The organism is Cognatundibacterium aquatile (genome assembly GCF_014699135.1).
In the GTDB taxonomy this organism is placed as follows: Bacteria; Pseudomonadota; Gammaproteobacteria; order Burkholderiales; family Burkholderiaceae_D; genus Undibacterium; species Undibacterium aquatile.
On the sequence record NZ_JACOFT010000002.1, the window covers coordinates 720,849 to 740,360 of the forward strand.

The 19,512-nt window shown below is 47.3% G+C and carries 19 protein-coding genes; 4 read left to right on the forward strand and 15 right to left on the reverse strand.

Features of this window, described 5'->3' with window-relative positions; translation table 11 throughout:
* Positions 1-3 precede the first annotated feature (3 nt).
* Complete coding sequence (gene katG / locus H8K26_RS07630; protein ID WP_190478508.1) at positions 4-2,226, reverse strand: catalase/peroxidase HPI; 2,223 nt, start codon at positions 2,224-2,226, stop codon at positions 4-6.
* Positions 2,227-2,840: 614 nt separating this feature from the next.
* On the opposite strand from katG, the gene H8K26_RS07635 reads away from it, so the two are divergent.
* Together H8K26_RS07635 and H8K26_RS07640 are read left to right on the forward strand one after the other, a co-directional pair.
* The gene (locus H8K26_RS07635) at positions 2,841-2,984 is read left to right on the forward strand and encodes a DUF2256 domain-containing protein (protein ID WP_370587061.1); all 144 of its coding nucleotides are present in this window, start codon (positions 2,841-2,843) and stop codon (positions 2,982-2,984) included.
* A 188-nt stretch (positions 2,985-3,172) separates the two neighbouring features.
* Positions 3,173-4,735 carry a cryptochrome/photolyase family protein gene (locus H8K26_RS07640; RefSeq protein ID WP_190478511.1) on the forward strand — a complete coding sequence of 521 codons (1,563 nt, stop codon included), beginning with the start codon at positions 3,173-3,175 and terminating at the stop codon, positions 4,733-4,735.
* A 199-nt stretch (positions 4,736-4,934) separates the two neighbouring features.
* Here the strand turns inward: H8K26_RS07640 and H8K26_RS07645 are convergent, their stop codons facing one another.
* Complete coding sequence (locus H8K26_RS07645) at positions 4,935-5,573, reverse strand: ABC transporter ATP-binding protein (protein ID WP_223826885.1); 639 nt, start codon at positions 5,571-5,573, stop codon at positions 4,935-4,937.
* Positions 5,574-6,144: 571 nt separating this feature from the next.
* On the opposite strand from H8K26_RS07645, the gene H8K26_RS07650 reads away from it, so the two are divergent.
* Positions 6,145-6,996, forward strand: a complete 852-nt coding sequence (locus H8K26_RS07650; RefSeq protein WP_190478512.1) for a TIR domain-containing protein — start codon at positions 6,145-6,147, stop codon at positions 6,994-6,996.
* A 774-nt stretch (positions 6,997-7,770) separates the two neighbouring features.
* Here the strand turns inward: H8K26_RS07650 and H8K26_RS07655 are convergent.
* Positions 7,771-8,334 carry a hypothetical protein gene (locus H8K26_RS07655; protein WP_190478514.1) on the reverse strand — a complete coding sequence of 188 codons (564 nt, stop codon included), beginning with the start codon at positions 8,332-8,334 and terminating at the stop codon, positions 7,771-7,773.
* Between the two features lie 297 nt (positions 8,335-8,631).
* On the opposite strand from H8K26_RS07655, the gene H8K26_RS07660 reads away from it, so the two are divergent.
* Positions 8,632-9,024 (forward strand): hypothetical protein, encoded by a 393-nt coding sequence (locus tag H8K26_RS07660; protein WP_190478517.1) that lies wholly within the window; start codon positions 8,632-8,634, stop codon positions 9,022-9,024.
* A 72-nt stretch (positions 9,025-9,096) separates the two neighbouring features.
* On the opposite strand, the gene H8K26_RS07665 is transcribed toward H8K26_RS07660, so the two are convergent.
* The 12 genes from H8K26_RS07665 to H8K26_RS07720 all read right to left on the reverse strand — a co-directional run bounded on the left by H8K26_RS07665 (position 9,097) and on the right by H8K26_RS07720 (position 19,511).
* A complete protein-coding gene (locus H8K26_RS07665; protein WP_190478519.1) occupies positions 9,097-9,609 on the reverse strand; it encodes a hypothetical protein in 513 nt (170 codons plus the stop codon).
* Positions 9,594-10,091, reverse strand: a complete 498-nt coding sequence (locus H8K26_RS07670) for a lysozyme (protein WP_190478520.1) — start codon at positions 10,089-10,091, stop codon at positions 9,594-9,596. Before H8K26_RS07670 ends, H8K26_RS07665 begins: the two co-directional genes overlap by 16 nt.
* Entirely contained in the window at positions 10,088-10,423 is a 336-nt protein-coding gene (locus tag H8K26_RS07675) for a hypothetical protein (protein ID WP_190478522.1), read from the reverse strand. The genes H8K26_RS07670 and H8K26_RS07675 overlap by 4 nt, the downstream gene beginning before the upstream one ends.
* 46 nt (positions 10,424-10,469) lie before the next feature.
* Entirely contained in the window at positions 10,470-11,084 is a 615-nt protein-coding gene (locus H8K26_RS07680; protein ID WP_190478524.1) for a DUF4376 domain-containing protein, read from the reverse strand.
* A gap of 2 nt (positions 11,085-11,086) precedes the next feature.
* Entirely contained in the window at positions 11,087-11,278 is a 192-nt protein-coding gene (locus tag H8K26_RS07685) for a hypothetical protein (RefSeq protein WP_190478525.1), read from the reverse strand.
* A 140-nt stretch (positions 11,279-11,418) separates the two neighbouring features.
* Entirely contained in the window at positions 11,419-12,858 is a 1,440-nt protein-coding gene (locus H8K26_RS07690) for a hypothetical protein (RefSeq protein ID WP_190478527.1), read from the reverse strand.
* Between the two features lie 62 nt (positions 12,859-12,920).
* Positions 12,921-13,247, reverse strand: a complete 327-nt coding sequence (locus tag H8K26_RS07695; protein WP_190478529.1) for a hypothetical protein — start codon at positions 13,245-13,247, stop codon at positions 12,921-12,923.
* Positions 13,244-17,089 (reverse strand): TipJ family phage tail tip protein, encoded by a 3,846-nt coding sequence (locus H8K26_RS07700; protein ID WP_190478531.1) that lies wholly within the window; start codon positions 17,087-17,089, stop codon positions 13,244-13,246. The genes H8K26_RS07695 and H8K26_RS07700 overlap by 4 nt, the downstream gene beginning before the upstream one ends.
* A 60-nt stretch (positions 17,090-17,149) precedes the next feature.
* Complete coding sequence (locus H8K26_RS07705; protein WP_223826886.1) at positions 17,150-17,749, reverse strand: tail assembly protein; 600 nt, start codon at positions 17,747-17,749, stop codon at positions 17,150-17,152.
* On the reverse strand, positions 17,700-18,482 hold the full coding sequence (locus H8K26_RS07710; protein WP_190478533.1) for a C40 family peptidase: 783 nt from the start codon (positions 18,480-18,482) through the stop codon (positions 17,700-17,702). Before H8K26_RS07710 ends, H8K26_RS07705 begins: the two co-directional genes overlap by 50 nt.
* Positions 18,479-19,177 carry a phage minor tail protein L gene (locus tag H8K26_RS07715; protein WP_190478841.1) on the reverse strand — a complete coding sequence of 233 codons (699 nt, stop codon included), beginning with the start codon at positions 19,175-19,177 and terminating at the stop codon, positions 18,479-18,481. The genes H8K26_RS07710 and H8K26_RS07715 overlap by 4 nt, the downstream gene beginning before the upstream one ends.
* Positions 19,158-19,511 carry a phage tail protein gene (locus tag H8K26_RS07720; RefSeq protein ID WP_190478535.1) on the reverse strand — a complete coding sequence of 118 codons (354 nt, stop codon included), beginning with the start codon at positions 19,509-19,511 and terminating at the stop codon, positions 19,158-19,160. The genes H8K26_RS07715 and H8K26_RS07720 overlap by 20 nt, the downstream gene beginning before the upstream one ends.
* Between the last annotated feature and the right edge of the window lies 1 nt (position 19,512).

Genomic DNA, 19,512 nt, shown 5'->3' on the forward strand with positions numbered 1-19,512 from the left:
GGATCACACCAAATCAAAGCGATCTGCATTCATTACTTTGTTCCAGGCAGTAATGAAATCATGCACAAATTTTTCCTGCGCATCGCTGCTGGCATACACTTCCGCCAAGGCACGTAATTGTGAATTAGAACCAAACACCAGATCGACCGTGGTACCCGTCCACTTCAGTTCACCAGTTTGACGATCACGGCCTTCGAGTACACCCACTGTACTGGATGACTGCCACTTGGTGCGCATATCGAGCAAATTAACGAAGAAGTCGTTGCTCAAGGTTTCTGGGCGTTTAGTGAAAATACCGTGCTGCGTTTTTCCGGTATTTGCATTCAAAGCACGTAAGCCGCCGACCAAGACCGTCATTTCTGGAGCGCTTAAATTCAGCAACTGCGCCTTATCGAGCAAGAGCTCGGCTGCGTGTTTTTCTAAACCCGCACGCACATAGTTACGGAAGCCATCTGCCGCTGGTTCTAACACCGCGAATGATTCCACATCGGTTTGCTCTTGCGCTGCATCCATACGACCTGGTGCGAAAGGCACTTGCACCTCTTGCCCTGCTTTTTTTGCAGCCGCTTCTATCGCTGCTGCGCCAGCTAATACGATCAAATCAGCCAAAGAAATTTTCTTGCCGCCAGTTTGCACCGCATTGAATCCTTGTTGGATTGCTTCTAAAGTCGCCAGCACTTTATTCAATTCGGCAGGCTGATTCGCTTCCCAATCGCGCTGTGGAGATAAACGAATCCGCGCACCATTCGCACCACCGCGCTTATCACTGCCACGGAAAGTCGATGCAGATGACCATGCCGTGTTCACCAACTGAGAAATACTTAAGCCAGAGGCCAACACTTTTGCTTTCAATGTAGCGATATCTTGCGCATCCACCAAGGCGTGATTCACAGCAGGAATCGGGTCTTGCCAGATCAGTGTTTCCGTCGGCACAAATGGTCCCAAATAGCGTGCCACCGGCCCCATATCGCGATGCGTTAATTTGAACCAGGCACGGGCAAATGCATCGGCAAATTCAGCTGGATTTTGATGAAAACGACGGGCAATTTTTTCATAAGCAGGGTCAAACCGCAGTGACAAATCCGCCGTAGTCATCATCGGCGGATGCTTCTTCGATGGATCATGTGCGTCTGGAATCAAATGCTCTGCTTTGCAATCTTTCGCCACCCATTGTTTCGCTCCTGCCGGACTCTTCGTCAATTCCCATTCGTAACCGAACAGCATGTCAAAGTAGCCGTTGTCCCAGGTCGTAGGATTAGGCTTCCATGCACCTTCAATGCCGCTCGTCGTCGTATGTACACCTTTGCCTGAGCCGAACTTGTTGATCCAGCCTAAGCCCTGCTCTTCTATGCCTGCCGCTTCTGGTTCTGGCCCGACTAAAGACGGATCACCAGCGCCGTGCGCTTTACCGAATGTATGACCGCCAGCGACCAAGGCCACCGTTTCTTCATCATTCATCGCCATCCGTGCGAAGGTTTCGCGTACATCACGACCAGATGCAACGGGATCAGGATTGCCATCAGGACCTTCTGGGTTCACATAAATCAAACCCATTTGCACGGCCGCTAAAGGATTTTCTAAATCACGCTTACCTGCGCTGGAACCCGCATAACGACTATTTGCTTTATCACTCGTCGCCAGCCATTCGGTTTCTGAACCCCAGTAGATATCTTCTTCTGGTTGATAAATATCTTCACGTCCACCAGCGAAACCAAAGGTCTTAAAGCCCATGGATTCGAGCGCGACATTGCCCGCTAAGATGAACAAATCTGCCCAGGAAATTTTGCGACCGTATTTTTGTTTGATCGGCCACAGCAAACGACGTGCTTTGTCGAGATTGCCATTATCTGGCCAGCTATTTAAAGGCGCAAAGCGTTGATTGCCAGTGCCTGCCCCGCCACGACCATCCGATACGCGATAAGTACCCGCCGCATGCCAGGCCATGCGTATCATCAAACCGCCGTAATGTCCCCAATCGGCAGGCCACCAATCTTGTGAATCGGTCATTAAGGCTTTTAAGTCAGCAACAACGGCATGCAGATCGAGCGACTTGAATTCTTTCGCGTAATCAAAGTCCTCTCCCATAGGATTCGATTTAGGGGAATGCTGGTGCAAAATATTCAGCTTGAGCTGATTCGGCCACCAAGTGGCATTATTCGGTGCGCCTGCGGCAACAGTGTGTTTGGCAGCGCTATGGTTGAAAGGGCACTTTGCTTCGTTTGACATAGATTTCTCCTCGGAATTCAGACTCGGATAAGGCAGGATTAGGTAACAACTCAGCACGAATCAACTGTAAGTGCATCAATACTGCGATCAGTTATTCAATCACCGCATCATTTGTTTAACATCTGCTACGGAATTCATTCTAGAGACCACAAATCGATTAATCAACTTAATTAAATTTATGAATTCGATTTAATTTAACTAATGAAATTGAAAGCCACATAGCGTTCGTTGTACGTCAACCTTTAAATCATTCCTCTTAAACAACGTCAGATATCAGTATTTCTGCGGACAGTGCATCACTCCGTTTTAATCCAGCCACAAAATCTTTTACAGCTTTCAACTTTAATTTATTGCCCTGAACCGTCAAGCTATCCCAAGTCCTGAATGGGCACATCAGTACGCGATGTTTACGACCAAATGCGAAGTCTCTATTTCCACGATACTATTTAGCCCCGTTACAACCCACACATCAATTGCCACGCAAACAAATCGATGAACTACGCATACAGGCTGATCTCAGGGTAAATATATAGACACCGACATAAGTGACTCGTTTTACTTGGCAAGACCAAACGAATTTTTTAATGCAGTTTATTTGGATGACTGAAATGCGTATGCGAAAAAAGTCGGAGTTGCCGACCAAGCTCTGTCTTCAATGCGACAGACCATTTGCATGGCGCAAGAAATGGGAAAAAGTGTGGAACGATGTGAAATACTGTTCCGACCGATGCCGCCAGGATAGCAAGCGAAAGACTTGACGAGACCAATAATTGATGATGATGTCTATAGCGCTCAGGGCAATTGGTTATATATCTCCGGGCGGGTATCGACCTCGCAACGGCAGAAGGTTCAACATACAAAAACAAGTCCATGATTATGATCTCGATGGCACATATCAGCGACTCTGGAACGCTAAATAGAAATAGATGGTAAGCACACAAACCATATGAAACACACTATCGCCAGCACAACCGTGCCTCACCGCACAATCAGACTGATTCTGGGTGACCAGCTCAATCCGCAACATCGCTGGTTCAGCGAAGTCAATGATGCGACAACCTATGTCTTCATGGAAGTGCGGCAAGAAACAGATTATGTTTTGCACCACGCACAAAAAATTCTGGCGATTTTTGCGGCGATGCGCGATCTGGCCCAGCAGTTGCGCGACGCGGGACATCAAGTGCATTACATCGCGATTGACGATACGGATAATCTGCAATCCGTACCAACCAATATTGACGCGTTGATCAGTCAATATCAGGCAACGGTATTTGAGTATCAGGCGCCGGATGAGTGGCGTTTGGATCAGCAGCTATATCAACATGGTCGCCGCGCAAATATTCCGTGGGTCATGGTTGATAGCGACCATTTCTATACAAACCGTAACGAAGTGTCCGACATCTTTACCGGACGCAAACAATGGTTAATGGAATTTTTTTATCGCCAGATGCGCGTGACTCATCACGTATTAATGGAAGACAAGAAAAAGCCCCTTGGCGGTCAATGGAACTATGATCACGACAATCGCAAGCCGTGGCGCGGCAATCCGCCTGAGCCACAAGATACGCGGACTTTGCATGATCACTCTGATTTGTGGCAGACCATTGTTAATGCGGGTGTAAAGAGTTTCGGCAATCCTCAGGCCAGGCAATTGGCATGGCCACTTAACCGTCAGGAAGCGCTACAACAATTGGATGCTTTCATCGATAATGCGCTGCCGCAGTTTGGTGATTTTCAAGACGCGATGAGTGTTAAATCATGGCGCTTATTTCATTCACTCCTGTCGTTCGCCTTAAATGTAAAAATGCTGAATCCTCGTGAAGTGGTTACAAAAGCTGAGGCGGCGTATCACTCAGGGCGTGCATCGCTGGCTGCAGCAGAGGGCTTCATCCGACAAATATTAGGCTGGCGCGAATACGTCCGCGGTGTGTATTGGGCCAACATGCCAGAGTATGCAGAGAAAAATTTCTTCGGACACAGCCGTCAGTTACCGAGCTGGTTCTGGGATGGCAAAACTCGGATGAATTGCCTGTCTGTAGCAATCACGCAATCGCTGGATCACGCACATGGACACCACATCCAGCGCTTGATGGTAATCGGAAATTTTGCGCTGCTTGCCGGCCTGGACCCGGCTGAAGTGCATCGCTGGTATTTAGGTATCTACATCGATGCATTCGAGTGGGTGGAACTGCCAAACACCATAGGCATGAGTCAATTCGCCGATGGCGGATTGTTAGCGACCAAACCCTATGTCTCGAGCGCTGCCTACATCGATCGCATGAGTGATTATTGCAAAGGCTGCTACTACGATAAAAAATTGCGCGTTGGCGAGAGCGCATGCCCGTTCAACGCTCTGTATTGGGATTTTTTTCAGCGTAACGCAAATTCTCTTGCGAAGAATCCACGTATCGGCATGGCCTACCGCCAATTGGAAAAAATGGATACTGCTACGGTTGCAGAATTCCAGAAACAGGCAAAAATTATCTTAGAGAATATCGATACCCTGTGACGAGCCGCGTTGCACCGAGTACAGTAACGTCACCGCATTTGTCTAAAAACGGGGGCGCTTTTAAACCGACAAGCAAAAGCAGCTCAACCGGTGAAAATTGACGTGGGCACTTTCGCCGGCATTAAGGCTGGCATATATCAATCCTGTTACACAACATCTCCGTCTGCCGATTAAGCATGCAACAAGGCTCAAACGTCGGTCATCCCCCCAGATCTATTCTTGCCGCCAGCGGCACATTCGCTGGCGCCTGATAGTCGCCCACCACCATTGCGCGCTGCCCATCCTGCGCCAAGGCTGCCATCCGAGATAGTACAAACAACGCAGAACTTTTATCGAGTGCTGCCAGCGGATCATCCAGCAAAGTCAGTGCGGCGCCGCTCGCGAACGCTGCGGCAATCCACACCTTGCGCCGGGTGCCAGACGATAACATCTGTATCTGCTTAAACAAATGCGGCTCCAGCGCCAGCCCCTCTATCAACTGCAATAACACTGTCTGATCAAAGCCGGCATAGCGACTTGCCTGCCAAGAAAAAAATCCTTCCACGGTGAACTCGTCATACTCTGTAGCGGATGGTTCGATCCAGAAAACCTGTTGCCTGTAAGCCGAGACGTCCACATGCTGCGCCACACCCAGCAGAGTAAGGTTGCCCGCAGCGTACGGCAGCTCAGCCGCCAGCAAACGCAGAAAATCCGTCTTACACTCCCCCTCCTCATCACACACCAGCGTTACACCAGAATAAATCTCAGCCGACCAGTCGCGCAAGACAAGGCGCAGATGCGCGATATGCAATCCGTCAATCTGTAAAACTACCGTGCTTTCTGGAGATATAGCAGACATCAATGATCCTTGTGATTAGAGAAAAGCAAGCCCAGTGGCCGGTTCAGTCAGGCAAACATTATGTCTGCAAACTATGCACGCGACAATCGGGCAACAATGGTATCGGACATTTGAAACAGACAACAAAAAACCCGCAAACTCCAAAGAATTTGCGGGTTTTTAAACTTACTAAGATGTCGATATGGTGCCCGAGGCCGGAATACGATCATATTAATAATCAATCACTTATATAGATACTGCGTGTTTTATGGGAAACCCTTTCTATCTCACCTAAAAAGAAGACCAACACATGTGATTATGACAACACAAGCGGATAAAAGTAATCGGTTCGATTCCTAAATTCCCATAAGGCGACAGCAAGACAGTATTTTAATTACATGCTTAATTTGGGAATATCCGTGCCGTTCAGATACAAGCGAAACGGCATAGAAAACTGCTTATAATAACTACGGTCATTTGCATTTCTTACAATTTATTGTGTAGCAATCAGTGTTAGATTACTATCTTAGACTACCATACTTAATTTAACAGTTCTGAGACGAGTGTCGAAAATAAAATAGAGATAAATTTGATGACAAAATCTAATCAATCAAAAACGACAGAATCTCCGGCGCCAGGTAGTTTGTTGACCTGTGGGATCATTGCCCCAATTTCAGAGATAGATAATTGCTCAGCACAACATTGGGCCGAAGTGAAACAGATCTTTATTGAAGCAGTTGATTCAATTCAAGATCCAAAATTTAGTGAGGCTAAATTAGTTAGCGATGACGATCCAGTTACTGTCATTCACAAATCGATAGTACAAAATTTATACAATTCAGACATTGTTATTTGCGATATGAGTGGTAAAAACCCAAATGTCATGTTTGAACTTGGTATGCGGTTGGCATTTAATAAACCAGCAGTCTTAGTTATTGATGATAAAACCGATTACTCATTTGATACTGGAATCATTTCACACATCACCTATCCACGAGATCTGCACTATCAGTCTATTTTGAAATTCAAAAGCGATCTTGCAAATACAATTGCAAGTACATACAAAGCAACCGTAAACGGAACTGCGAGATCATTTCTGTCAAACTTTGAGGAAATATCTGCGAGCAAATTATCTAAAAAAGATGGATCGCTTGATGACGTCATTATTGATAGACTCGATCAGTTTCAACGTGAATTAGTGATGCTTAAACATTCACAACAAAATTCAATGTTATTGAACCGCATGAACGAGAGAAAGCATGGCAGCGTTACGGGTCGAGTAGTGTCCCTTTCATCTATTAGGAATATCGCTCAGGAAATTGCAAACAATGAGTTTTCACCAAAAGAGGATCGAGCCGCTTTTATATCACTATTGTCCGAAAGAGCAGGTCTAAACAAAAATGATCCAATTCTAAATGACATCATAAATAACCTAGATATTTAAGTAATAGAATCCTCCCCGAATATACAAAGCCATGACTGAGCATATTCAACCACTCCCCGCTCAGTCTCAACTCGCTCAAAACCAAACAGCATCATCCGGTCACCCTCCATCCAAAGGATTTGCGGTTCAAAAAGTGTGTATTTCGTGATCCCGCGCACAAACCGAGCGAGTTTCACGACACGATGCAACCCCTGATCTGATGCGTTGCCAGCAATGGAGTCGGCTAAGGTCTTGCTTTGGAATGAAATGCTTTCACAGAATTTACGTAAAGCAGATATGGCGCGAAGACTGAACGTTCACATGCCGCAAATAGATCGATTATTCGACATTCATCACTCAACAAAATTGGAGTTTGTTGAGCAAGCGGCAAAGGCGCTCGGAAAAAAACTCTCACTTTCTTTCGCATAAAAATAAAGCCCGGTATATCCGGGCTTTATTGTTTATTCACTCACTAAGGGCGATCATCTATCTCATCATGTTCACCACACACCCGGAAGAATATGCAGCTATCTTCATAAGTAAAGCTTGCTTTATACGTGTCGCTTGACGTGATGTGAATAGTATAGACTGGGACTTGCTTTGTTTTTTCAAAAACAGAAGGAACTGTTTTGCTCTTCAAATTATGAAAATGCAGCTTAGCAGGCGCGCTATCAAGATCTATCAAAACCAACTCACCAATTATTCGGCGAGCCTCTTTCGCAATGTCTGGCTTAAGTCTAGAAAATGTTCTCTGAAATGTAGGGTTCCCAAAGTCAATTCGCTTAACTACACGCATTAGCCAGGCATTCCCATAATTTTATCCAACATAGCTTCAGCATCTTTTTTCGACGATGCACTATATAAATGCTGTACTTGGTATAGGTTTGCATCATGCTCAGTGATTTTCCACTGCGCATGGTTAGCCATTGCATAAAGTTCAGACATAACACCAGAGACCTGCTCCAGAGTAGCTTTTAACTCTAATGCTCGCTGAGTATCAGAAAAATTTACTAACATTTTTTCAACATGCTTTTTGATCATTTTTGATGACTGCTTGATAGATTCAAGCTTATCCCAAATACGACCATTTTCATCAATGCACTCATCAATCGGCATTCTATCTATACCGAAAGCGATACCCTCAAGCTCAAAACAAACTGAAGCACTTTCTTTGGCAATACGTGAAAAGTGATTATTTAAGCGACTGAAAAAATGATTAAGCATCCAATCTGCCAATTTTTTGATTGGGAAAACTCCAATCAAAGAAAAATTGATATTCTTGCGAGGAATATGCCCCTCAACAGCATGGATTGAGGCAGCGGCAGAATCAATGGTTGCTAACATAGAATGATGCAACATAGTAATTCCTATCTAGTGTTTAGCTCAAACAGTAGGCTGATGAGTAAAACGCGTTAAGCATTTGCTTAACATTGATTATAGCCGCGAACGTCAATATATATAATTAATTTATAGTGCCCAATATGGCTATTACACGTCTTTTTTGGTTATTCTTCCAACATTAATTATCAATATAGCAATCAAAAGTCGATTCCCGTCGCTTAACCGCAAATTAGCCACACGTATGATGTGGTTAATTTGCTTTTTTATTTTCCGCGTGGCAATATTTTTGTTATTAAAATTTTATATGAGGCTTTTATGCGGAAACAAAATGGCGGATCTGAAGTTATATTACTTTTAGCAATTGGAGCAGCTGTTATTGTCTGGACAATATCAAAGGCCATCAACCTCGATATGCTCCTAACTCTAAAAGAAATAATTGCAATATCAGCAGGTACGGCGGTCTATGTCTTGATGTTGAAATACTTAGACATCTCATTTAAAAGATCTTTTTTATTCTTTGTTGCGTTTGTCATTCTCTTGATAATACCTGCCTTAGACTACTACGCGAACCCCTATGCTGCAGATCCAGCTTGGTCGAAATATATCACTAGTGATACGGCATGGTATGGGTCAATATACTGGCAACTTGGAATTATAGGCGCACTGGTAGCTGCTGGAATTTGGCAGAATTTTTCTGAAAACAGATAACAATCATCGACGGTAATAAAGCCCACTAAATGTGGGCTTTATTACATTAGTGCAGACGTCTGCACATTCAAATCACTTCGTTGCCGCCTGCAGCTTTGCGTAAAACTCCCGCAATCCTAGTGCTTGCTCTCGCCAGGCGAGGCAGGCGGTGGCGTTGAATGCGTTTGTTTCTGCGACCTCAACAAGCGAAATTCCGGAGGGTTCTCGGTCAGTATCGGCGACGGGTCCGGCAGACTCACCGATCCAGGCTGCGTCGTGGATGCGCACGAAGCCAGCGTTGATAGCACAACCAGCATTGTCATCAGAAGTGATGTAAATCGGCACTTGTTTTTCAATTGCTTCTCCCTTTGTGTAGATGGTTTTGATGCGAGGCACGTATTTGATTTGAGTATCGATCACGATTTTTGCTTGCGCCTGTGCGACTTTGACCGACTGCGCTGCCTGCTCTGATACGTAATCAATGTGGGCTTGCCCGGCGCTGCGCTCACCGTGCATCATGCCAAGCAGATAGATCACTGCGCCTGCTGCGACAGCAACCAGCGCCCGCACGTACCACGGCATGAGTCGAGTTATTGAGTCAAACATATCTTCCTTTCATCGTTGCGCCGTTTAACAAGCCCAGGTAACTCAACACCGCCAGCTTTTGCCCACTGTCGATTTATTTCATTGCAAGCACCGATGTAATCGCCCTTATTCAGCTTCGTTACCATTGTTGATGGCCGCCCAGACTTCAGCATGCAAAAGCCGTCTTTTACCCCTGCCCTACCAGGTCCGACATTAAAAACAAACGATACGAAAGCTGCACGCTGGTAATCATTCATCGGCACATGGGTGCATGACTCCATTGCGCTCTTTGCGTCCAGCAAATCTCGAACAGTCAGTTCGTCGCACTCCTGGACAGTTGCTATATCCCCCATCTTTACGCCACCTGTATGCCCGCGACAAATCGTCGGGATGCTAATTGGGTCAAGGTACGCTTTCGTTGACATCCCCTCGTACATTGCGATGATCGGGAACGCTGCAGCAATTCCTGCAGTTGCCAGCCGCTTTTTTAATACGTCATTCATTTTGGATTCATCCCCATTTTTATCGCCACGATAATTCCCCACACAGTGAGAAAAAAACTCAGAATTGCTGTAATCGGTTTTGCCAGCCGCCCTATCCACGTCAGCACTTTAAATGCCGATTTGAAACTATTAAGGATGTCAATAAGCTCTGACGTATTACTCTCTGTGCGTCGTGTTGATTCGGTGTTTGCGTCAAGCTGCTGCTGGATGGTATCCATGCGTAGCCGCAGCTCCTGAATCGTTTGCGGGTGAACTTCATTGCCGAAATCATCTTGCATCGCCTCTCCTTTGGGCACAAAAAAACAGCCCACCGTGAGTAAAGCGGCGGGCATAAAAAAACCCGCCGAAGCGGGCGTTTGGTACTGCTGACAAAAATACTTATCCGGGCAAGGCGATGGCGTTAATCTCCGCAACTGTCGCGGCATTTAACAGAGCTAATTTCATCGCTTCTGACTGATTAAAATTCACAACGCCCTGCGCAGCCATGCTTGCGTACATCGATTTAAATTTCTCAATCGTGTCCATCTGGATATATGCGTTATCTGCGGTTTTCCAGACATTCGGAAAATTAGGAGGAAATGCGCCGGTGATCGCAATTGTCGTCGCAACGCTTTCAATGTCTCCACGCGACAACGCATCGCATGAGATCAAATGGCCAAGATGTGGGAACGTCGATGCGTTCGCAGTTGACCGCCACGTGTTGATTGCATCGTTTTTTGCGCGTTTTAATGCAGTCATGATCTGAGCGCACTCAGCAGCCGGTCGAGGCTCAATACGCCATTTTGTATGCAGTACACCGCCAACCTGCTCGATGCCATCATCAACTGCTATTTCTACTGCGGAAACGGCTGGAGGTGCTGTTTCATGAACAAATTCGATATCAAGAAACGCAGCGTCAGCAGCACTCAGATCATCAGGTATTTGATGATTCGGGAATGCGTCTGCGAGGGCAATACGATCAACAATAGATCCGTTTTTTAGTTTGAATTTCATGTTTATCCTAAGTCAACCACATTGGTCGTCGGAAGAGTAACCACCTGACCATCTGCACTGGTCAGAGTGATATACACTGGATTATTCCCCGGTGCGTATAACCAATCCGGTTTAGCTATGTTGTACGCATTGTTATCTGGTGGCGCGATGTTGACTGTCGAAGCCAATACGCCGCTAACATAGGCTCTGAGCACATAAGGTCGAGTACCGCCAATGACTTGATTTATGTAAAGCGAGATATATGGATTAGCACTCGATACATTAGGACTGCACGAAAACGATGAATATGTCAAAGGCGCAGCAGTAATGCCGCCCATGATCTTTTTAAAATGCCTCATCGAACCACCTTGCCGTATATCGTCGCACCAGCATCCCGTGTCCAAACCAAAATGAAGTCGGTTCCAGCGGATTGCAGCGTTACAGCGTTACTCGCAAACGTGGTCGTGAATGATCCATCTGATTTGACCCAGTTAATCGTTGGAAACGCGATGGTTCTGCCGCCGAAATTGACGCACTCAATCAGCAATTCATCCGTGTTGCCGGATGTATCCCAGCCCGCCAGCGACAGCGTGATGTTCCCTGTGGCCGTGATCTTTTGATGCCCCGCATCGCTGACAGTAATTGCGGCAGTGCCAGAAGCAAAGCTACCCTTGTCCAAAAACGTGACTTTCTTCGCTTTTGTGTTGATCGATGTCACTGCATCGCTGATCTGCCTCTGTAACTTCCCGACGGCGACTAAGACAGTATCTGTCGTAGCAACGGCGGCATTGGCTGCGGTCGATAATCCAGTCAGCACAACAGCACGGACAGCCGCTGCAAGATTCCCCCATGTTTTATTGCCGAGGTAGTAGTCTGTTGTAGCACCAGCGGCCACTGCCGGTTCCTTGCCATTGAATGTTGCCCAGTCCGTTTTATCAAGATATCCGCTGGCCGTGTTTGTCGCCGCAGGCATTGCAATGACGGGATCTATGCCGCCAGTTGATGTCAGCGGTGCAGTTGCTGATACTGAATTCAGCGTGCCTGTTCCAGCCGGGCCAATATCTCCTTTATCACCTTTGTCGCCTTTGTCCCCCTTCTGCAGCACAAGATTCAATACTTGGTTTGGGGTTGCGCCAGAGATAGTCGCAGACGGTGTGGCGCCCGATGTTACCGTACCGACTGATAACACATTGGCTGGGCCAGTCGCGCCGGTGTCGCCTTTTACGCCTTGAATCCCCTGATCACCCTTACTTCCTTGAATTCCAGGAATACCTTTTTCCCCCTGAATACCTTGGATACCTTGAATGCCTTGATCGCCCTTGTCACCCTTAGCGCCCTGAATATCACTTGATTTCCAAACAGATCCAGACCACACATAGATCGCTGTACCGATCAAATAAGCATCGCCAGAAATAATGCCAGAGGCTGGCAGGGCTTCTGGCGATGTCAAAATGCCCTTCAATGCCAACCCTTTACCGACCAGATCGCCATTGTTATACGCATCACGGAAACTGCCAAACGTGCTGAGCAAAGTTGTTGCTGACTGCGCGAGCTGCAAGATATATGACTGCGTTTGAGCGATGGCATAGGCTGCATTTGCAGCTGTAGCGCCCTTATACTGCGTAACAAGTCGCAGCGCCGTTGCAGAGATGACTGATTCAACTTCATACGCGCCGCCATCTGGCCCGAAGAAAATTGCACCGCTCAGGACGTTCGATACAAAATCAACATTCTGCCCAGCGACATCGCGAGAATTGACGGTCACACTGACCGACCCCGCCCGATACCATCCCATAGAAACTCCTTTAGACGAAAAAAAACCGCTGATGACGCGGCTTTTTATGAGTAGTGCTTTGATTAAATTTTCGGATACTTTCGCTTCACTTCATCACAAGCAGCAATGTAGGCGATCATTTTTGAATCATCCCCTTTGCTTTGCCAGTACAGTGCATCTGCAAAATCCTGCATCGGTGGATATTCAAGAAGTCGCTGCTGGACATACGTCACAGGTGGCTCTGCTGAAATAAACTCACCATCGATGAATCGCCAGCGGCCATGCGGTGCCATGCCGATATGAACATTGCTATGACCATCAGTGTTCATGTCGATTGTTTCCTGCTGACAAACGCCTGCTTTAATAACCAAACCAGTTTCGTCAGTAATGAAATAATTAATCATATTCATCGTTTTATCACTTGTATAAATAATGACGCTCCGTTCGTGTTGCGTGAGTCGTTAGACTGCAACACGTACGTGTGGTATCCAGCACCAGGCCTGTCGATAATGCCGCGCGATGCCATCGTCCCCGCACCTGGTATTTCGCCCCACAACTGAGTACCGTCGCGCTGTAACGTGATAGCCGAATAAAATGATTGCGTTAGCGACCCCTGTACAAATACCGGATAGTCACCGTCAAGATAAACACTGACGGAAACCGAGCTTGCCTGTGCAAATGCACCGACAGGTACTGTGACCGCGTTACCTTTTATTTGCAACGTATCGACATTGGCTGTCTTGATGTGAGCAGTGGTGATCCACTCTTCCCCAATGACGGCTTGATTGATAAAGACCTGCCCACCCTGCACAACAAATGGGGTCTGCAACGTGCCGGTGCTTTCATCAATAATCGCGACACGCTGCGCCGAGAGTAATACTTGCGACTCAGTGACCCCGTTCCTGCTATTCACACCAACACCAATGCCCGCGATGATCGTTCGTCCACCTGATACGATCTGCGTCTTGATCGTCTGCATAGCAGATAAATCGCCATTGATATTAGCAACAGCCGTTGAGACGTTTTGCACCGTTGCAGACGTGTCATTTGCCTTTGCAGTTACGGTATCCACTTTCACTGCCAACGAACCAAGTGCATCAGCTCTGGCACTGATTTCAGTCTGAATTGCGGCCGTATTTTGATCAACTTTGACAGTCAGCGTATCAAGTCGTCCAGCTTGAGCACTATCAGCAGTTGCTCTGACATATTGCTCATTCTGTATTGCTGCTGTGTTTTGATCTACTTTAACCGCCAGTGTATCGATGCGACTGGCTTGCGCGCTGTCTGCTGTTACTCTCGCAGTTATTTCAGATTGAATTGAAGCAGTTGCCTCCCCCATCCGCACCTGCAACACTTCGACCTTGCTTGCTTGAGCGAGTTGACTTGTCGCCAGCGTCTCTTGCTTCGTCTGAATCGCAGCAAAATTGTCGTCATACGCTGACTTCATTGTCGTGACCCGTTGCGACAGCGCCTGATTACTATCTGTGACGACTTGCTGAAGATCAGTTATCTGCGCAAGATTTTCAGCATATTTAGCCGATGTCTCGGATCTGGTAACAGAGATCGATTTATCTGCATCAGAAAACGCAATCAAGTGCAGTGCAGCCATTGCCTCACCATCTCTGATTGAATTTTCTTGTCTCGATACCAGCGATTGAAGTGCTGAACCGTCCGGGATATTGACTATCGCCGTTTCAATATCGATGAGGCGCGTATCGATCTCTTTTATGTCGTCAATCGGCTTTAATAAATCTATTGCCAACTGCGTTTTACTGATTTTCCCATTCAGATAATCAAGAATGTTTTTCGCATCTGTGCTGGAGACTCCGCGAATGCCAGCGCCGGTCGGGTAAAAATCACTGATGCTATTTCGCTTATCAATTAATCTCACCCAAAAATAGTATTCGTCGCCTGCAGCAAGCCCAGTCAATGAAAATGACACTTGCGGCGCAGAGATACTTGCCAGTTTTACTGCGTTAGCGATCTGCGTGGATTTTGAATACCATATTTCGGATGCGGATAAATGCAACATCGTCGCATCGTCAACAGTCCACGCCACATCGATCCCGAACACTTTTGATGTCGTCGTCAGACCTAACGATGGCGCAACTGCAGATCCACCACCAGGCGATACCTGCGCATTAAAATCAACCGTCTGCGATTTAGTACCTGTTGCAGACACAGCTGTGACTGTAAAGCTATACGAACCAGCCAGCATGCCTTTAATTTCATAGCTGGATGCTTGCACAGTATCAGTCGTCCACGAACCATCTTCGCGCCGCCAGGTAACGATGTACTTTGGAGCCTGACCGAACCAACTCAGTATTCCATCTGTTGCAGACAAACTAGGGTCAACCCAGTACGTATTTGATGAAAACATCAGATTCGTCGGCGCATTTGGAATCGTTGCTAACACAGTCACCGGCTGACGTTGAATCTTTGTCCCGTTATCGATATAGCCGAACTTGCCGGGTTCATGCCTGATTGCCGATATCTCAAACGAAAGCGAATCTTTCTGCGTGATCGATATAATCCGATAAGTCGGCGCAACCAGAGCCGCACTATCAACAGACCAGATTGCAGGAGCCTGCGGCATCACAGACCATTCGCCCTCGACCGTCACATCATTACCAGAAACAGACGAAACGACCTTTGTTTCAGATATACCTGTCGGTAAGATGACGCTGAGACTGTCACCGGCAGCAATGACCGGCGCTTTATCCAGCGTTACAACACGCCCGGACGCTGCACGAATACGACCACCATTTCGACGCCCGGCTTTATTTGGATTCGCGATCCGGACAACCTGCCCAGGAGCAACGACCAACGCATCAAGCGCAACGCCAAACGTCACCACATCTGTTTCCAGGCGAGACGTTAGCAATGCCCATTTACCAGCTCGCTGCGCCTGCCCTTGCGATGAGCAACCAAACGCAGTGATATTGAGTTGCTGAACGCCGTAGCGAATCAAACCATCGTCATCTTGCACGTACTCAGATTTCTGCTTGTAGAAATTTGCAGGATCATTCCACGACACAACTGCGACTGTATAACGTGTTTTCTTGCTGCTGCCAGTGTTATGAAACTTACCGTCGATAACGTTTGCAGCTGTGAAGATATAAGTCGGGTCTTGCGGCATATCTGCTGATGCCACAATCGTGCCGCCAGCCCAGTATGTGATGCCACGGAACAGAGCCGCCAAGTCCTGAAGCACTTTGTATGCCTCTGCTGCGCTCTGCAAATACAGATTACATGTGAAGCGTGGCTCAGTACCACCGTGACCATCTGGCACCATTTGATCGCAATACTGCGCGATCTGGTACAAACCCCATTTGTCGACGTAAGACGATGGGATTAAATTACCCAAACCATAGCGCCCATTGATCAGAAGATCATAAAATATCCATGCCGGATTATTCGTCCATGCTGGTTTAAACGTCCCGTTCCAGATGCCGGAATACGTTCTGGCCACTGGATCATAGTTTGATGGAACCGATAGAATGCGGCCGTACAGATCATAAGCGCGAGTCGGAATGCTCTGAAACTGCGCCGCATCAATCTGCACACCAACAATCGCTGACATGGGATACCGCATACGCGCATCGATCAACTCGGTGTACGTCAGAATTGACGTTGTATCTGCTGTCGTTGAACTGTTCGCATTCGGCGTTGTTCTGACTACGCGAACAGTCCAGCCAGTCATTGCCTTTGGCAGTTTTATCCGGTGACTGCGCTGGTATTGTGATGTGGTCTTGCCTGAAAATGCGGTGTCAACCACGACTTCATAAGCACTACCATCAGTCGACAACTCGATTTTATAGGCAACGGTGTAGCCATTGATATTACCGTTCGATGTATCAGCTTTGGTCAGCGCATTGATACCAAGACGAATGCTGATCGATGTCAGTTGCGTGTTAGAGAGCGATTTAGTCCATGGCGATGTTGATCGCAATTCGACACCGACACCGATCTCATTTGATACATCCGGAAAGCCGTCAATCGGGTCCTGAACTTGCGTGCCCGGGCGAAAGTCAACCGTCGCCCCTTTAAAGTTGTATGTGCCGTCAGCGTTTTGCAATGGGGTTTCATTAAAATAGACGGACTTCATCCCATCTACCAACCCCTGAATTTCTCCCTCAGATACAAGATCGAGCACTTTCGCATAAGAGATACTATGCAGACTGTCTGGGGTTTCTGAACCGCCGCCACCACCACTACCTGACTTGCCTTTGTAACCGATAATCTCGCGCATTTATAAACCTTTGGACGAAAAAAAGCACCCGAAGGTGCTTTGTGATGACGTTTTTTGTTTTTATTGGTCTTGTGAGTAAATCCCTGCTGAGATCACGGCAGAGCCAACGATCATACGGCCATACAGTATCGGGACCGGGTTGCCCTGCGTTGTCGTGTTCACAGCACCACTAAAATTGTATGAAGCGCCGTTATTTGCGCCGCTCGACTGAGTGGTCTGCTGAGGCGAAATTAGTTGAATGACACCGCCCAAAAACATCGATGCACCAACCGTCGCAACAAAACCGCCCACACCACCAGCACCCAATGCTGCGAATGCAGTACCACCGGTTAAGAACCCTGCACCAATCACCAATGCAGCACCGAGAATAACCTGAAACCAACCACCTGATTTTGCCCCCTGCAGTATCGGTGCAATCCTGATCGCTTCATTGCCTGTTGGCTTTTGCAGGTCTTGTTCACCAATATTTTCTTTTCCGAGAAAGACAGAGTATGCGACACCACGCTGGCTGCTGCTCATCAACTCTTGCTGAAATCCGGGAATCATCGCGCATAATGCCCGAATCGCTTCAGCGGTATTTTTTACTGCGAACTTGTGTACTCGCCCAAACTTAGCCCCCAGCTTGCCGTACAGCCGTATCGTTCTCACTTGATCCATCATTTCCCCTATATCGCAAAACTGCTCTTGTTATCTCTTGCCAATAGCCACCGTACACATCGCGACTAGATAACCGACCGTGCAGATGATGCAAAATAAGCCCGTCACCAAGGTAGATCGCTGCATGGTTCGGGACACTGTTTTTACTGCGAATCTGCATCAGAATCACGTCACCCTGCTCTGGCTCCTGCTCATGCGGGCGAATCTCAAATCCTGCGAGTGGGAACCCTTGTGTGTACAGATCACTCTGCCCGTCATTCCACCATTCATCTGAACGCTTAAAATCCGGCAACGTGATTCCGCGCTCGATCTGATACCAGTCACGAATCAGTGTGTAGCAATCCAGAATTCCATGAAAAAACTGACGCCCGACGAGCGGTGCGCAGTAGCCCGATGGCGCAATCGTATTGAACTCGCCAGCTACCGGATTACCGTCAATCTGATCAACCCTGACGATGTGCCAAGGCAGGCCAGAGGCTTCACATGAAACGAGATCAGCCTCACTGGGTTGTGCTGGCATGTTTGGGTGAGAATGCACAACAGCGATCACTTGGCCTAAGTCTTCCGCATTGGCGTAAGCCTCACAGGAAATGAGGAAATGTTCATCACCAACAGCGGCATTCTCGCAAGGTACGTAACGCTCTTTTCCCTTGACGACAATGACAAGGCCACAGCACTCGCGGGGATAGCAGCTTTCCGCATGAGCGCGTATCGCGCCTAATGTTTTTTTTATCATGTCAGACCCGCCCCAGGGAACCCACCGAAGTTAATAGGATTGCCCGCACCAAACCGGAGTTTGCAGTCAGACAGCTTACCGCCGCAACGATCTTGCGAACTGTCTGTCACCGGGTTTCCGTTCTTATCGAACTTTGCAGCGCCGGTATAACCACAGTACGGGCCACGATAACCCCCAGTACTCAGCCAAGCACAAACATTCGCAACGATCTGACGACGTGGCAATAGCGTCCCCATACAGTCCAATGCACTCGCAAGCTGAAACTCGACAACTTCACTGGTTTCGCTGCTTTTTTGCTCGATATACCAAATCTCCAATGGGAACTCTTGTGTTGGATCTGCAGTGGGATTCCCATTTTTAAAATTAATAGCATCGAGATATTTACCCATCGTCGTATGCCGGGTCAGTTTAGCGCCGACTAGATCATCAAAATAGATGCACATTGATGAAATACTTCCGTCGATATTTCCCACCGATAGCTGCGGCGTCGGCAAGCTACCCGATCCAGTCTGTGCAAAGCCAGTCGCTTGAATTGGCCATGGCGAATACTGCTGTTCTTGCCACGTAATAATGCCGGTTTGCGCGTAGCCATGGAACCGTAAAATACTTCCGCCCATCGCCGTTGCATCAAGCTCAAATAAATCAATTTTTTCAGATAGCTCAAGTAATTGAACATCAATTGTTGGAATGTTCATCGCCAATATAACCCCGCTCAAAAGTTGCAGTGATTGTGTGAATGCCAGCACCATCAGATTTAACCTGATGACTTTTACAGCGGTACGTACCCCGTACCCCTAAAGGTGGCGTGTAATAAAATGCTTGTACCCCACCCTTCTCATTCAGAAAATTAACAATAGGTAGCACCTCAGCTGTTTTACCGATCCAGGACAACTGAACAGATATATCAGTGTTGTTAATACCATCTGGAGCAACTTGAGAATAACCATCACCAAATTGCGCAGAAAGTGTCCGGTATTTAATATCGGTATTCGCGCCACCCGCAGATGGTGGCCAGATAAATGTATCCATG

Excerpts from the sequence above, each read along its gene's own strand:
- katG (WP_190478508.1), bottom strand. The coding sequence starts at position 2,226 with ATGTCAAACGAAGCAAAGTGCCCTTTCAACCATAGCGCTGCCAAACAC.
- H8K26_RS07635 (WP_370587061.1), top strand. The coding sequence starts at position 2,841 with ATGCGAAAAAAGTCGGAGTTGCCGACCAAGCTCTGTCTTCAATGCGAC.
- H8K26_RS07640 (WP_190478511.1), top strand. The coding sequence starts at position 3,173 with ATGAAACACACTATCGCCAGCACAACCGTGCCTCACCGCACAATCAGA.
- H8K26_RS07645 (WP_223826885.1), bottom strand. The coding sequence starts at position 5,573 with ATGTCTGCTATATCTCCAGAAAGCACGGTAGTTTTACAGATTGACGGA.
- H8K26_RS07650 (WP_190478512.1), top strand. The coding sequence starts at position 6,145 with ATGACAAAATCTAATCAATCAAAAACGACAGAATCTCCGGCGCCAGGT.
- H8K26_RS07655 (WP_190478514.1), bottom strand. The coding sequence starts at position 8,334 with ATGTTGCATCATTCTATGTTAGCAACCATTGATTCTGCCGCTGCCTCA.
- H8K26_RS07660 (WP_190478517.1), top strand. The coding sequence starts at position 8,632 with ATGCGGAAACAAAATGGCGGATCTGAAGTTATATTACTTTTAGCAATT.
- H8K26_RS07665 (WP_190478519.1), bottom strand. The coding sequence starts at position 9,609 with ATGTTTGACTCAATAACTCGACTCATGCCGTGGTACGTGCGGGCGCTG.
- H8K26_RS07670 (WP_190478520.1), bottom strand. The coding sequence starts at position 10,091 with ATGAATGACGTATTAAAAAAGCGGCTGGCAACTGCAGGAATTGCTGCA.
- H8K26_RS07675 (WP_190478522.1), bottom strand. The coding sequence starts at position 10,423 with ATGCCCGCCGCTTTACTCACGGTGGGCTGTTTTTTTGTGCCCAAAGGA.
- H8K26_RS07680 (WP_190478524.1), bottom strand. The coding sequence starts at position 11,084 with ATGAAATTCAAACTAAAAAACGGATCTATTGTTGATCGTATTGCCCTC.
- H8K26_RS07690 (WP_190478527.1), bottom strand. The coding sequence starts at position 12,858 with ATGGGATGGTATCGGGCGGGGTCGGTCAGTGTGACCGTCAATTCTCGC.
- H8K26_RS07695 (WP_190478529.1), bottom strand. The coding sequence starts at position 13,247 with ATGAATATGATTAATTATTTCATTACTGACGAAACTGGTTTGGTTATT.
- H8K26_RS07700 (WP_190478531.1), bottom strand. The coding sequence starts at position 17,089 with ATGCGCGAGATTATCGGTTACAAAGGCAAGTCAGGTAGTGGTGGTGGC.
- H8K26_RS07705 (WP_223826886.1), bottom strand. The coding sequence starts at position 17,749 with ATGATGGATCAAGTGAGAACGATACGGCTGTACGGCAAGCTGGGGGCT.
- H8K26_RS07710 (WP_190478533.1), bottom strand. The coding sequence starts at position 18,482 with ATGATAAAAAAAACATTAGGCGCGATACGCGCTCATGCGGAAAGCTGC.
- H8K26_RS07715 (WP_190478841.1), bottom strand. The coding sequence starts at position 19,177 with ATGAACATTCCAACAATTGATGTTCAATTACTTGAGCTATCTGAAAAA.
- H8K26_RS07720 (WP_190478535.1), bottom strand. The coding sequence starts at position 19,511 with ATGGATACATTTATCTGGCCACCATCTGCGGGTGGCGCGAATACCGAT.